General features: G+C 38.1%; 16 protein-coding genes. All 16 read left to right on the top strand.

Annotation, left to right across the window (positions count from 1 at the left end; genetic code table 11):
- Positions 1 to 120 precede the first annotated feature (120 nt).
- The 16 genes from NHG98_RS03110 to NHG98_RS03035 all read left to right on the top strand — a co-directional run bounded on the left by NHG98_RS03110 (position 121) and on the right by NHG98_RS03035 (position 12,626).
- Complete coding sequence (locus NHG98_RS03110; RefSeq protein ID WP_096617433.1) at positions 121 to 1,959, top strand: phage terminase large subunit family protein; 1,839 nt, start codon at positions 121 to 123, stop codon at positions 1,957 to 1,959.
- Complete coding sequence (locus NHG98_RS03105; protein ID WP_096617431.1) at positions 1,959 to 2,177, top strand: gpW family head-tail joining protein; 219 nt, start codon at positions 1,959 to 1,961, stop codon at positions 2,175 to 2,177. Before NHG98_RS03110 ends, NHG98_RS03105 begins: the two co-directional genes overlap by 1 nt.
- 26 nt (positions 2,178 to 2,203) lie before the next feature.
- Positions 2,204 to 3,235, top strand: coding sequence for a PDDEXK nuclease domain-containing protein (locus NHG98_RS03100; protein WP_096617478.1), 1,032 nt, complete (start codon positions 2,204 to 2,206; stop codon positions 3,233 to 3,235).
- Positions 3,235 to 4,650: a phage portal protein gene (locus NHG98_RS03095; RefSeq protein ID WP_096617429.1), complete on the top strand. Its 1,416-nt coding sequence runs from the start codon at positions 3,235 to 3,237 to the stop codon at positions 4,648 to 4,650. Before NHG98_RS03100 ends, NHG98_RS03095 begins: the two co-directional genes overlap by 1 nt.
- On the top strand, positions 4,647 to 5,723 hold the full coding sequence (locus NHG98_RS03090; RefSeq protein ID WP_096617427.1) for a S49 family peptidase: 1,077 nt from the start codon (positions 4,647 to 4,649) through the stop codon (positions 5,721 to 5,723). Before NHG98_RS03095 ends, NHG98_RS03090 begins: the two co-directional genes overlap by 4 nt.
- Before the next feature lie 133 nt (positions 5,724 to 5,856).
- Positions 5,857 to 6,225, top strand: coding sequence for a head decoration protein (locus tag NHG98_RS03085; RefSeq protein WP_259245258.1), 369 nt, complete (start codon positions 5,857 to 5,859; stop codon positions 6,223 to 6,225).
- A gap of 59 nt (positions 6,226 to 6,284) precedes the next feature.
- The gene (locus tag NHG98_RS03080; protein WP_259245257.1) at positions 6,285 to 7,289 is read left to right on the top strand and encodes a major capsid protein; all 1,005 of its coding nucleotides are present in this window, start codon (positions 6,285 to 6,287) and stop codon (positions 7,287 to 7,289) included.
- 77 nt (positions 7,290 to 7,366) lie between these two features.
- Positions 7,367 to 7,675 carry a head-tail joining protein gene (locus NHG98_RS03075; RefSeq protein WP_096676785.1) on the top strand — a complete coding sequence of 103 codons (309 nt, stop codon included), beginning with the start codon at positions 7,367 to 7,369 and terminating at the stop codon, positions 7,673 to 7,675.
- A complete protein-coding gene (locus NHG98_RS03070; RefSeq protein WP_096617973.1) occupies positions 7,666 to 8,166 on the top strand; it encodes a phage tail protein in 501 nt (166 codons plus the stop codon). The genes NHG98_RS03075 and NHG98_RS03070 overlap by 10 nt, the downstream gene beginning before the upstream one ends.
- Complete coding sequence (locus NHG98_RS03065) at positions 8,166 to 8,636, top strand: hypothetical protein (RefSeq protein WP_096617975.1); 471 nt, start codon at positions 8,166 to 8,168, stop codon at positions 8,634 to 8,636. Before NHG98_RS03070 ends, NHG98_RS03065 begins: the two co-directional genes overlap by 1 nt.
- Entirely contained in the window at positions 8,623 to 9,087 is a 465-nt protein-coding gene (locus NHG98_RS03060; protein WP_096617977.1) for a phage baseplate assembly protein V, read from the top strand. The genes NHG98_RS03065 and NHG98_RS03060 overlap by 14 nt, the downstream gene beginning before the upstream one ends.
- 5 nt (positions 9,088 to 9,092) lie before the next feature.
- The gene (locus tag NHG98_RS03055) at positions 9,093 to 9,347 is read left to right on the top strand and encodes a PAAR domain-containing protein (protein ID WP_096617979.1); all 255 of its coding nucleotides are present in this window, start codon (positions 9,093 to 9,095) and stop codon (positions 9,345 to 9,347) included.
- 2 nt (positions 9,348 to 9,349) lie between these two features.
- On the top strand, positions 9,350 to 9,685 hold the full coding sequence (locus NHG98_RS03050) for a GPW/gp25 family protein (protein WP_096617981.1): 336 nt from the start codon (positions 9,350 to 9,352) through the stop codon (positions 9,683 to 9,685).
- A gap of 2 nt (positions 9,686 to 9,687) precedes the next feature.
- Positions 9,688 to 10,497, top strand: a complete 810-nt coding sequence (locus NHG98_RS03045; protein ID WP_259245565.1) for a baseplate assembly protein — start codon at positions 9,688 to 9,690, stop codon at positions 10,495 to 10,497.
- Complete coding sequence (locus NHG98_RS03040) at positions 10,497 to 11,657, top strand: phage tail protein (RefSeq protein ID WP_096617983.1); 1,161 nt, start codon at positions 10,497 to 10,499, stop codon at positions 11,655 to 11,657. The genes NHG98_RS03045 and NHG98_RS03040 overlap by 1 nt, the downstream gene beginning before the upstream one ends.
- Before the next feature lie 186 nt (positions 11,658 to 11,843).
- On the top strand, positions 11,844 to 12,626 hold the full coding sequence (locus NHG98_RS03035; protein ID WP_259245562.1) for an ankyrin repeat domain-containing protein: 783 nt from the start codon (positions 11,844 to 11,846) through the stop codon (positions 12,624 to 12,626).
- The last annotated feature ends 180 nt before the right edge of the window (positions 12,627 to 12,806 follow it).

The following is a 12,806-nucleotide window of genomic DNA, read 5'->3' as shown; positions in this document are numbered from 1 at the left end:
AATTCACATATTAGTTGCAATAATGATTTTAAGTAAAGCATCAGCAGATACTTATTGCAGGCAAAAAGTGCCTTTTGCTTTAAGTGGCATAGAAGTGCAACAATTGCAGCGAATAGCATTATGATATATAGCAGTAGCTTTTATACAGGGTTAAAGCCAGATCCACCACTTAAAGTATCAGAGTGGGCAGATAAGAATCGTAAACTTTCAACGATAGCATCATCAGAACCAGGAAAATGGAGGACAGAAAGAACCCCGTACCTGAGAGAAATAATGGATTCGCTTTCTCCGTCCTCACCAGTTGAAAAAGTGGTATTCATGAAAGGAGCACAGATTGGCGGAACAGAAGCTGGAAATAATTGGATAGGGTATGTAATCGACCAAACACCAGGTCCTATGCTGGTAGTACAGCCAACAGTAGAAATGGGCAAGCGCTGGTCAAAGGGAAGATTTGCACCACTTATTGAAAGCACACCATGTTTAAAAGATAAAGTAAAAGACCCAAGATCAAGAGATTCAGGTAATACAGTACAAAGCAAAGAGTTTCCGGGAGGAATTGTAGTAATAACTGGAGCAAATAGCAGTGTGGGTCTGAGATCTATGCCAGTGAAGTATTTGTTTTTAGATGAAATTGATGCATATCCAGGAGATTCAGGAGGAGAAGGAGATCCAGTTCTTCTCAGTATCGCGCGAACTAATACATCTACGCGGAGAAAAATATTCTTGGTTTCAACACCAACTGTTCATGGAATCAGCAGAATAGAGAAGGAATTTGAGAGCTCAGACAAACGATACTTTTTTGTACCTTGTCCACATTGTAATTACTATCAGGTGCTGAAATGGGCACAGATAAAGTGGGAAGAAAAGAACCCAGCAACAGCGCACTATGTGTGTATAGAATGCAGCGGCAAAATAGAAAACCATCAGAAAACAGAGATGCTAGCTAGAGGTAAATGGAGAGCTACAGTGGAAGGGGGTGCAAAAGAAGCAAAAGAAGGGGCAAAAAAAGGATTCCATCTTTCAAGCTTGTATAGCCCAGTAGGCTGGTATAGTTGGAAACAAGCAGTAGAAGATTATCTGCATAGCAAAGAAAATGAGCAATTATTAAAGGTCTGGATCAACACCACGCTGGGAGAAACCTGGGTAGATAAAGGAGAAGTACCAGACTGGAAGCAACTATTTGAGCGTCGAGAAAATTTTCCGATAGGCATGGTGCCAAAAGGTGGAAAAACAGTGTTGACGGCAGGAGTTGATGTGCAAAAAGATCGGTTAGAGGGAGAGATTGTAGCCTGGGGAAGAAACCGAGAAAGTTGGTCAATAGACTACCAGGTATTTGAAGGTGATATAGGAAGTGGAGAAGTATGGGGAAAACTGTCAGAGCTTTTGAATCATCATTTTATTGGAAGAGATGGCCTTGAATATATGATAAGCATGATGGCGGTTGATGCTGGGTATGCAACGCAAGAGGTTTATAACTGGGTAAGAGGTCACCAAGGATCAGGGAGAGTAATAGCGGTAAAGGGAGCAAACAAAGCGCTAGTGCCGCTTAACAGCCCAAGTAGAGTGGATGTGACAGTTGGTGGTAAGAAGTTACGCAGAGGAATGAAGCTGTGGCCAGTTGGGGTATCGATATTAAAGTCAGAGCTTTTTCAATTACTTAATGTTTTAACAGAAGGGGCGCCGGGGTATTGTCATTTTCCAGAGTATCCACCTGAGTACTTTAAACAATCAACAGCAGAGCAATTAATCACCAAGGTAGTAAAAGGGTATACCAAACAAGAGTGGCAAAAGATAAGAGACCGAAATGAAGTATTAGATTGCCGAATTTATGCCAGAGCAGCGTCTATTGCCCTGGGAATTGATCGTTGGTCAGAGAGTAAATGGGAGAGTTTAGTAGGAGAAAAAGCTAAAAAGTCAAAGAGAGTGAGAAGAAGTCAATGGTTAAGTGAGAAAAGTTGATGTACAACCAAGAATATTTAACTCAAGTAGAAGAAGCGATAAGGAAGCTACAGAGCGGGGAAAGAGTAGCATCGATTGCATATGGTGACCATGTGGTTAGGTATGGAGAAGTGCAGATAAAAGATCTATTGGATTTAAGACAACGAATTAAAGCTGAATTGAAAGTCGCAGGTGTGAAGAGAAAGATTGTTATTTCAACGAATAAAGGGATCATATAATGATAAAAATCGTTGAAAGGAACACCATGACAAAAATTGTAGGAAAAGAATATACAGAATTTTTAGAGCAGTTGAAAGAACAGATTGCTACTAGTCGTTATAAAGCAGCACTAGTAGTAAATAGCAAGCTTATTGTGCTTTACCACCATATTGGTACAGAGATCTTAAAGCGTCAAAAAGAACATGGCTGGGGTGCTAAAATCATAGATCAGCTAAGTAAAGATTTAAGAAGTGCATTTCCAGAAATGAAAGGTTTTAGTCCTAGAAATTTGAAGTATATGCGTAAGTTTGCTGAGGAGTATTCTGATATTGAATTTGTGCAGGAACCTCTTGCACAATTGACTTGGTACCACAATGTTACTCTTTTAGAAAAGATAGAGAGTCGAGAAACAAGGTTGTTTTATATAAAAGAAGCAATTGAACATGGATGGTCAAGAAACATCATGGTAATGCAGATTGAACTTGGGTTGCATAAGCTTCAGGGAAAGGCTATCACTAATTTCAAAGAGAAGCTACCTTCACCTCAATCAGATTTAGCACATTACACACTAAAAGATCCATATATTTTCGATTTTTTAAGTATAGGGAAGGATGCTCATGAAAGAGAAGTAGAAAAAGGGCTTGTAGGACATGTAGAGAAGTTTTTGCTAGAGCTTGGTGAAGGCTTTGCCTTTGTCGGTAGACAATTTCATTTAGATGTTGGCGATGACGATTTCTACATAGATTTATTGTTTTATCACTTGAAGCTACGTTGTTTTGTGGTGATTGAATTGAAAGATAAAAAATTTAAACCTGAATATGCAGGAAAAATGAATTTTTATCTTTCAGCCGTTGATGATTTACTGAAGCACGAGAATGATCAACCATCCATAGGATTAATTTTATGTAAATCTAAAAATGATGTACTAGCAAAATACACTCTAAAGGATATGACCAAACCGATAGGTCTTGCAGAATATCGAATTACTGAAAACCTACCAGAAAAGATAAAAACAGCGCTACCAACAATAGAAGAATTAGAAGCTGAATTATTGAAAATTTCAGATAAAGAAAAGTAATGCTACTAAAATCATTCAAACAATTATTCCGAAAACCAGCAAAAAGTTCAGCATGGGATGCAGCAGGTTCAGGAAGAAGATTATTGCACTTTCAACCAGAGACAGGAAGTATAAATAGCTTACTCTCGCATAGTCTTGAAACTTTACGAAGTCGATCACGTGATATGGTAAGAAAGAACTCCTATGCAGCAAACATAATCGATACGATAGTAAGTAACTCTGTTGGGACAGGAATAAAGCCGCAGTCAAAGGCGAAAGATGGAGAGTTTCGGAAAAAAGTGCAAGAGTTATGGCTGAGATGGACAGATGAAGCAGACAGTAGCGGAGTGAGTGATTTTTATGGGTTACAAGCTCTAGTATGCAGAAGTATGATAGAAGGAGGGGAATGTTTTGTACGGCTGAGAACGAGAAAACGAGAAGATGGACTTTGTGTGCCGTTGCAACTGCAAGTGTTAGAATCAGAGCATTTAGATAATAAAAGCAATCAGACGCTCGGCAATGGTAATGTAATTCGCAATGGTATTGAATTTAACCGACTTGGGCAGAGGGAAGCGTATTACCTTTTTCGAGAACATCCAGGTGAAGGCTCATTTGGCGAATCAGTGAGAGTGCCAGCAAACGATGTTTTACATATTTATAAACCACTTAGACCTGGACAAATAAGAGGAATACCGTGGCTTTCTACAGTACTACTCAAACTCTACGAACTTGATCAATATGACGATGCGGAATTAGTGAGAAAGAAGACAGCAGCGATGTTTGCAGGGTTTATTACGAGACTTGATCCTGAAGCAAATATCATGGGAGAAGGAGAGAGTAATGAACAAGGGGTAGCACTATCTGGTCTTGAACCTGGAACTATGCAACTTTTAGACCCTGGAGAGGATATAAAATTTTCAGAGCCATCTGATGTTGGAGGAAGTTACGAAGCATTCATGAAACAGCAGCTCAGGGCAATAGCAGTAGGTATGGGGATAACGTATGAGCAGCTAACAGGGGATTTAACGGGTGTCAATTATTCATCAATCCGAGCCTGGTTAATAGAGTTTCGGCGGAGGTGCGGAATGTTACAGCATAACATAATGGTATTTCAGTTTTGCCGTCCAGTATGGGATAGGTGGTTAGAATTAGCCCTACTCTCAGAAGAACTCGATATAGGAGAAGAATGGACAAAAAAAGGGGCAAAAGAGGTAAAATGGATAGCGCAAGGGTTTGATTGGGTAGACCCGCTGAAAGATCAGCAAGCACAGCAAATGGCGGTAAGAAATGGGTTTAAAAGTAGGTCAGAAGTAGTTTCAGAGCTAGGTTATGATATTGAAGAAATAGACCAAGAAATTGCTGAAGATCAAAGGCGTGCTAATGACCTAGGTTTAAGCTTTGATACCGACATAAATTCTAACGCTGAGGTAATATGAAACAACAAGCAATGTGGTTAAATAAAGCTGTAATGGTAGAACCAAGGAGTTTTGAACTATTATCATTACATGCGGCAAAACATCCGACGTTTAAAAATATAAAACATGCAGTAAAAAATAGTGAAAGTGGAATAAAAGTAATACCAATACATGGAATCTTGACGAAAAAGTCAGAAGCTTTTGATGATGTGTTGGGGATGACATCGTATGAGAAGGTACGTGAAAAGATAGAGGAAGCTTTAATAGATGAAGAAGTAGAAACAATAATTTTGGACATAGACAGCCCAAGAGGAGAAGTAAACAGTTTATTCGACCTTTCTGACTTTATTTACGAAGCAAGAACAAAAAAGAGGATTGTGGCGATAGCAAATGATGATGCTTACTCTGCTGCGTACGCTATAGCTTCTAGCGCTGAAAAGGTGTATGTAAGCAGAACATCTGGGGTAGGAAGCATAGGAGTAATAGCAAGTCACATTGATCAAAGTGGATTCGATGAAAAGCAAGGTATTAAGTACACAACTGTTTTTGCTGGAAGTCGAAAAAACGATTTAAATCCACATGAGGCAATAACATCAGAAAGTGTGGAAAGCTTACAAGAGGAAGTAGACCGCCTATATGAAATGCTTTCCCGTCTCATAGCAAGAAACAGAAATTTGTCCACGGAAAGAATCAAATCAACGGAAGCAGGGCTATATTTTGGTGAGAGAGCAATAGAGATAGGACTTGCGGATGGAATCACAACGTTTTCTGAATTTATAGATAATTATAGGAGTAATATGACTAAAACTGAGATACAAGCAATAGATATAGATGATCTAATTGAACAAGGAAGATGTTTAGGGTATGAGAGCTGCTGCAAGGAAGTATTAGAGGTAATACGATTATGTAATTTATCAAAGATGCCAGAGAAGATAGGAGAATTTATCGAGCAGGATGTAAATGCAAAGCAAGCCCAAGAGATATTAATGTCGATACTGGCGGAGAGAACGAAGAAGACAGAGATTTTGAGTACAATACCACAAAGTTCAGCAGAAGACTTGATGATGCAGGTAGCAAAAAGTCGGAGCATTTGATACGCGGTCTAACATACGCCGCGGTAAATAAGCGTTCAAAATGCGCCACAATTATAGAGCAACATATCTTTTACCGCGGCGAATAGCGACTTTAAACACAGCGGAATAAACAAAGGAAAAAAAGGGGAGAAATATGACAAGCATAAGTGAAGGAAATAATTTAGGTGACCTTCTGAAATATGAAGCATCAAATCTTTATTCAAGGGAGCAAATAATGGTAGCAAAGGGGCAAAACCTTAAGCTTGGCATGGTTGTTGGTTGTGATAAAGATGACGTAATTAAGGTTATTAATCCAACAGCGACAGATAGAACGCAAACAGCGATAGGTGTAATAACAAGTGATGTAAACGCAACGGAAACCACCAAAGCAGTAATCATTACACGTATAGCAATGCTAGCAGATCATGCAGTGGTGTGGCCAGCAAATATCACTGAGGAGCAAAAAGCTGCAGCAATAAAGCAACTTGAAGCACGTGGCATCATCATTCGTAAGGGAGTTTAAAACTGCTCAACTGAAGAGCAAAACCAACTTAAAACATACAGCATTAAAGGGCGAAAAATATGCAAAATCCATTTACAAATCCGGCATTTAGTATGACAGCATTAACAAATGCAATGAACATATTGCCGATAAATCATGGTCGCGTCGAAAATTTAAATTTATTTCCAAGTAGATCGGTAAGATTCCGACATATTACGATAGAAGAGCAAAACGGTGTTTTGAGCCTATTACCAACACAAACGCCAGGAGCACCAGCAACAGTGGGAAAACGTGGAAAACGAAAAGTAAGAACATTTACGATACCACATATTTCCCATGATGACGTAGTGTTGCCTGAGGAAGTACAAGGAATAAGAGCATTTGGGTCAAATAATGAACTTAAGGCGCTGGCAGATGTAATAACGGATCATTTGCAGATGATGAGAAACAAACACGCGATAACGTTAGAGCATTTGCGAATGGGAGCGCTGAAAGGGATTATTCTGGACGCAGATGGCAGTGAATTATTAAATCTGTACAACGAATTTGAAATAACACCAAAAGTAGTAAATTTTGCGCTAGGAACAGCAACCACCGATGTCAAGCGTAAGTGTCTGGAGGTATTGAGGCACATAGAAGATAATCTAAGTGGTGAATATATGACCGGAATTCATGCTTTAGTAAGTCCTGAGTTTTTCGATGCTTTAACTTCCCACGCTAAAGTAAAAGAAGCATACGAGAGATGGCAAGAAGGAGCAGCATTAAGGAATGACATGAGATCAGGATTTACGTTCTGTGGAATAACATTTGAGGAGTATAGAGGGCAAGCAACCGACCCTGAAGGAATTGTGAGAAGGTTTATAGAAAAAGACACAGGACACTGTTTTCCACTTGGTACAGCAAGCACATTTACTACTTACTTTGCGCCAGCGGACTTTAATGAGACGGTAAATACACTAGGGCAACCGTTATATGCAAAACAAGAGCCAAGAAGATTTGATAGAGGGACCGATTTACATACGCAGTCAAATTCTTTACCAATGTGCCATCGTCCAGAAACATTAATCAAAGTCGTTGCAGCATAGGTAGAGCAACTACAAAAGTGGTGAGGCATTCTACCAGTATGCCCCTTCTTAGCGTGCATAGTGCATAAAGGTAAAATATGCAAGGAAAAATAGAAAGATTATTTGCAGATTGTTTTGCACATCTAGGGCAGCAAGCGTTGTATGAGTCAAAGGATAAGTCATACATGGTACAGATATTAAAGCAACAGCCAGATAAATTATATGGAATTGGTGAAGGACAATTTGTAGGGGAGATGTTGATTTTGGAGGTGAGTGTCTTTGATATATTGCAGCCAGTAGTAGGAGATACTTTTTCCATAGGTAGTTGTAGATACAGAGTACATTCACCGCCACTCAGAGATAACTCTGGAATGATCTGGAAAATTCAAGCAGTGGGATGCGTATAAACATAGAAATCACCAATAGCATAATGCAAAGTATAGATGCTGAAAGGAAAAAAGTGGAAAAAGCGACGGTGAGGGCATTAAACAAAACAGCACTATGGGTAAGATCGCAAACTGTCAAACAAGTAAGCGAAGAAAAACAAATACCAAAAAAAGCAATGAGAAAAAAGTTAAGTGTGGATAAAGCAAATAGAAAGCGTTTATGGTCAGTAGTGAAGCTCAGTTCGCAGTGGATAGGAGTAGCAAAACTTGGAAGTATAAAACAGACAAAGATGGGAGCAAGGGCAGGAAACCGTATGTATGAAGGAGCATTCATAGCAACGATGAAAAATGGTCACATAGGAATATTCAGGCGAAGGTATACCACGTCTTTACCAATAGATGAAATTAAAGTAAACACGCAAGCTCGGGAAATAATGAAAGAGTTAGCCGAAAATGAAGCAGAGAGAGTATTTGAGAAATATTTTCACCAACAGTTAGAATATATAAAGTAATGTTTTGGAGAGATTTACATCAGAAAATTTGCACAACGCTAAAAGAAGAAATACCAGCGATACAGACATGTGAAGTGTATCCAACAATAAGAAAAGAATTATTGGCGCCAGCGATATTTGTAGAATTGTCAAGTTTAGAACCAGGAAAAGATCCGGGGACAGAGGAGTTTGCGCTGAGAGCAAGATTTGAGGCGAGAGTGGTAGTTGATGGGAGGAATTCCTCGATAGTTGTGAGGTCACTGGCAGCAGAAGTTGCAAGAGTAGTAAATAAGAATACTTGGAACGTGGACAATGTTTCAGCAGGTGAATTTATATCAGCGGAAGTAGACAATTTTAGACCAGAATTAGATGCATATTTAGTGTGGTTAGTAGAATGGGCTCATGAGATGCACGTGGGGAAGTCAGTGTGGTCAGAAGCTGGAATTAAGCCGCATATTATAGAGATAGGTGAAGTACATGTTAGAGCATAATTTTGCCATTGCAGAGCTAAATAGAAGGCTAGCGAACATTATTCGTATAGGTCTAGTTAAAGAAGTAGACTATGAAAAAGCAAGAGTGCGGGTAAAAGTAGGAGAATTTATAACCGATTGGCTTCCATGGGTAACGGCAAGAGCAGGAGAAGATAGAAGTTGGTTTTCCCCAGATATTGATGAGCAGGTGATGGTATTATCGCCATTCGGAGAGTTATCTTTGGGAGTAGTACTTGCTGGAATATATCAACAGAAATATACTGCACCAGAAAGTAAAAAAGAGGTAAGTAGTTTAACGTTTCAAGATGGGACAAAGTTATCGTACGATAAAAATAAACATCACTTAGAAATTTTCGTAGCTGATAAAATTACTTTAAAAGTTGGAAGATCAGAAATAGAAATGACAAAAGATAGTATTAAATTAAAAGCAAGAAGAATAGACTTAAATTGATATATATGAATAAAGCAGTTATTTGCATAGGGGATCATTGTACAGGCATGCCGGTTCATGTCTGTGTGAGCGGGAGTGAAGATGTATTTGTTAATGGTAGAACTGCTTGTCGTAAGGGTGATATCTTGACAATGGGGGAAACACTAACGCAAGGATCAAACAACGTATTTGTGAACGGTATGGGAGTAACGAGAACAGGAGACTTAGTATCGTGTGGTTTTAAAGTGATAAGTGGAAGTAAAAATGTATTTGCGAGCTAAAAATGCGTGGGATGAGCAATAAAACGGGAAAAGAGTTGGAAGGACTAGAGCACCTAAAACAGTCGATAGTTGACATTGTGACCACTCCCGTTGCTAGTAGAGTTATGCGCAGGGAATATGGATCGAGATTATTTGAATTAGTAGATCGACCAATAAATCGTGATTTTACACTAGAAATTTATGCAGCAGTAGCAGAAGCACTGGAAAAATGGGAGAGAAGGTTTAAATTAGAGAAAGTGAAGATAACAGAAGTAAAAGAAGGGAGAGTAACATTGGATTTAGAAGGTGTCTATCTTTCAGAAGGTAAGTTCATAAATATTAATGGAGTAGTTGTTTAAAAATGCAGCAGCCAGAGATAATTGAAAAACTGAGCTATGAAGAAATATTCTCGAGAATGAAAGAAGAGTTGGTGAAGCGTGACGCAAGTTTTACAGCATTAGTAGAAAGTGACCCAGCGATAAAGATTTTAGAAGTAGCAGCATGGAGAGAACTTTTGCTGAGACAAAGAATAAATGAAGCAGTAAAAAGTAATTTACTTAAGTTTGCAAGGGGAAATGATCTTGATAATTTAGCTGAATTTTATGGTGTAGAAAGGGAAAAAGGGGAAGATGATGAACGTTTCAGAAAAAGAATTAAAGCAAAGATAGTTGGCTGGAGTACTGGAGGGAGTAAAGAACATTATCGATCTCATGCACTCTCAGCAGATAGAAGAGTAAAGGATGCGCTGGTTGAATCAAAAGTGCCAGGAAGTGTAGAGATCTCGATTTTATCCACGGAGTTATCCACAAATGGCATAGCATCTGAAGAACTACTGGATATTGTAAAAAAGCAAGTCACCAGGGATGATATAAGGGTATTAACAGATACGATAACAGTAGTTGGTTGCAATATTATTGAAATAGATATCCACAGCAGAATTAGCATAAGTTCTATAACATCAGAGGAAGAAATTAAAAAGCAATTTATCGAAAAGTTTGAAGCAAGCAAAAGACTCGGATGGAGTATTACAAGATCATGGATTATAGCGAATCTTTTTGTAGATGGGGTGAGTAACGTAGAGCTGTTAGAGCCAAAGGAAGATGTTGTTGTAGCAGGAAATGAGTGTGCTAAATTGGAAAATTTGAGAATCGAATTAGTGAGGCAAAACTGATGCTATTACCACCAAATTCTACGAAACAAGAGCAAGCGATAGTAGATGCAGTTGATTACAAAGTTGATACAAGTTGCATTAAGGGATTTAAATTCGGCTTAAAAGAAGAAATCCTACCTTGGTTAATCGAAGAATATGGCCTAGAAGAAATTCTATCATGGGTGAAGGATAAGAAGAAATCAATTAAAGAAGGAATAAAATTTCAAAGACTAAAAGGAACACCAGCATCGCTGAAAATAGCATTAAAATGGGCAAATATAGAAGATATTACAATTATTGAAGAGCCACCAGGTGAACATTTCTTTGAATTACAGATAGGGATAAAAGATGTTCCGAACGACTTCTTCGTTGATGCAGTAGTAGAACTAGCAAAACTATCATTGCCAGCAAGATCACGGCTAATGAGGATTTTTAACGATCACTACAACATTGGTAGGTTCATTTTAGATGAAAGTTTTTTTGGAAATTTGTTATCGGATTACTCAGGTGTAAAAATAGAAGAAGATGGACCGGTGTTATCATTTGGGAGAGTAAATTTTTTCAGGTCTCATGGTCCAGTTATTAGGATTGTAGAAAACTATCTACGCGATCATTATGAACGAGCTTTAAGCAATGATATATACCGGCTAGATGTAGCAATACTTGGAGAAACCGAGCCTCACACAAAGAATTATAACGGTATTTATGAAAGAAGTCATCAGTGGAATAATTTAAAAACGTTATATCCGCTACCACAGAGCTTATTACCGGCAATAAAGTTTGCGAAAGCGCAGATAGTATTGTCGGACAGTTGGAGTTTAGGGGAAATAAACGCATGTTTTCCAGTAAGTAGTATAGAAGAGAGGGGAAAAAGGTTTTTACTAGGAAGTGATAAGCTATCTGAACAAGTGTGGAATTTAAAATACAAGCCAATTTTAGAAAGATTCAGCGTTACTCACCACTACAAGGTAGAAGATTTTACCAACCAGAAAGTTATAAGATTTGGTTTAGCAAAGCACTATGTTCATTTTGAAAGCGGTTTAAATTCAGAGCAAAAGGATTCAATACATGAACCGGAAAATTACATTTTAGTGTTGTACAGAGGTGTACTAACGTGGCACGAACATCGTCATTTAAACAGAAGTTGGAAGGAGACACAAGCTATATGTTTAATATGCTAAACACTTATATTTATATCTTCATATACTACATTAACATTCAGTAAAAATGTGTGTTTTTTGAAAAAAAGAAGTTGCTTTTTGATATCAAAACAGGCATAACTAGAATAGTAGTGGGTAAACATAAGAAGTTTACTTTACGCTAGAATGAGCCAAATTGGCGTATGTTTTTATAGTGGGGTAACTAAAATGTTCAATTTAAATAAAAGACTGGAAAAATTAAAGGAGAATTCATTTAGAAAAATAGATGAGAGAGGAAAAGATGGTAACACTGTGTTGCATTTAGCAGCATACCTTTCAGATGAAAAAGCAATAAAGCTACTAATAGAAAAAGGAGCAGAAATAAATATAGAAAATAATAATGGAGACAGACCATTACACCTAGCAGCATTCTATGGAAAGGTAGAAAATGTAAAAGTACTGATAGAAGGAGGAGCAAATGTAAATGCTATGGACGATGGAGGATATACGGCGTTACATAGTGCGAGCTTAATGAGTTGTGAAAAGACAGTAAGGGAGTTAATAAAAGCAGGGTCAAATGTTAATACTGGGAACTATATAGGAAGAACGCCATTGCATAGTGCGGTATTTATGAGGGAAATAGGAAACGTGAGAGCAATATTAGAAGCGGGAGGTGATGTAAATGCTCGAGATCATGAAGGATATACACCACTACATATAGCATGCAAGACAGGGGCAAAAGGAAGGATAACAAAAGAGATAATAAAAGAGCTAGTGAAAGCTGGAGCCAAAGTAGATCAAGAGTTGGCATTACACCAATGTATTACGCGAGAGTTGCTGGAAAAACTAAAGGAGTTATCGGAGCGGACAGTAGATGCGATATTTAGCCTAGATTTAAAAGAAAAAGGAGAAAGAAGGTTTGAAGAAATAAGGGAAAAGCTAGAGCATTGGTCAATGATGGAAGTGGAAAAAGAGCTAGAAGATATTGATGAGAAGATAAAAGAGCTATAAAAAGAGCTTTCTGTAAGAGAAGGGAGTAAAAGGTTGGCTAGAAGATAATAGGAATAATATGGAAAAGAGGAGCTTGATAGAGAGCTTAATTGATGAAAGATAGTGCTATTTCGCAAGAATAGCTGATAAATGGATTTATGGAAATAGGGAGTGCCTAAACTACAAAAACATTTACAGGAG

The organism is Wolbachia endosymbiont of Aedes albopictus, assembly GCF_024804185.1.
Lineage (GTDB): Bacteria > Pseudomonadota > Alphaproteobacteria > Rickettsiales > Anaplasmataceae > Wolbachia > Wolbachia pipientis_B.
The sequence above is the reverse complement of the archived record's forward strand: the minus strand, read 5'-3'. Positions and strand labels throughout refer to the sequence as shown.

Excerpts from the sequence above, each read along its gene's own strand:
- NHG98_RS03110 (WP_096617433.1), top strand. The coding sequence starts at position 121 with ATGATATATAGCAGTAGCTTTTATACAGGGTTAAAGCCAGATCCACCA.
- NHG98_RS03105 (WP_096617431.1), top strand. The coding sequence starts at position 1,959 with ATGTACAACCAAGAATATTTAACTCAAGTAGAAGAAGCGATAAGGAAG.
- NHG98_RS03100 (WP_096617478.1), top strand. The coding sequence starts at position 2,204 with ATGACAAAAATTGTAGGAAAAGAATATACAGAATTTTTAGAGCAGTTG.
- NHG98_RS03095 (WP_096617429.1), top strand. The coding sequence starts at position 3,235 with ATGCTACTAAAATCATTCAAACAATTATTCCGAAAACCAGCAAAAAGT.
- NHG98_RS03090 (WP_096617427.1), top strand. The coding sequence starts at position 4,647 with ATGAAACAACAAGCAATGTGGTTAAATAAAGCTGTAATGGTAGAACCA.
- NHG98_RS03085 (WP_259245258.1), top strand. The coding sequence starts at position 5,857 with ATGACAAGCATAAGTGAAGGAAATAATTTAGGTGACCTTCTGAAATAT.
- NHG98_RS03080 (WP_259245257.1), top strand. The coding sequence starts at position 6,285 with ATGCAAAATCCATTTACAAATCCGGCATTTAGTATGACAGCATTAACA.
- NHG98_RS03075 (WP_096676785.1), top strand. The coding sequence starts at position 7,367 with ATGCAAGGAAAAATAGAAAGATTATTTGCAGATTGTTTTGCACATCTA.
- NHG98_RS03070 (WP_096617973.1), top strand. The coding sequence starts at position 7,666 with ATGCGTATAAACATAGAAATCACCAATAGCATAATGCAAAGTATAGAT.
- NHG98_RS03065 (WP_096617975.1), top strand. The coding sequence starts at position 8,166 with ATGTTTTGGAGAGATTTACATCAGAAAATTTGCACAACGCTAAAAGAA.
- NHG98_RS03060 (WP_096617977.1), top strand. The coding sequence starts at position 8,623 with ATGTTAGAGCATAATTTTGCCATTGCAGAGCTAAATAGAAGGCTAGCG.
- NHG98_RS03055 (WP_096617979.1), top strand. The coding sequence starts at position 9,093 with ATGAATAAAGCAGTTATTTGCATAGGGGATCATTGTACAGGCATGCCG.
- NHG98_RS03050 (WP_096617981.1), top strand. The coding sequence starts at position 9,350 with ATGCGTGGGATGAGCAATAAAACGGGAAAAGAGTTGGAAGGACTAGAG.
- NHG98_RS03045 (WP_259245565.1), top strand. The coding sequence starts at position 9,688 with ATGCAGCAGCCAGAGATAATTGAAAAACTGAGCTATGAAGAAATATTC.
- NHG98_RS03040 (WP_096617983.1), top strand. The coding sequence starts at position 10,497 with ATGCTATTACCACCAAATTCTACGAAACAAGAGCAAGCGATAGTAGAT.
- NHG98_RS03035 (WP_259245562.1), top strand. The coding sequence starts at position 11,844 with ATGTTCAATTTAAATAAAAGACTGGAAAAATTAAAGGAGAATTCATTT.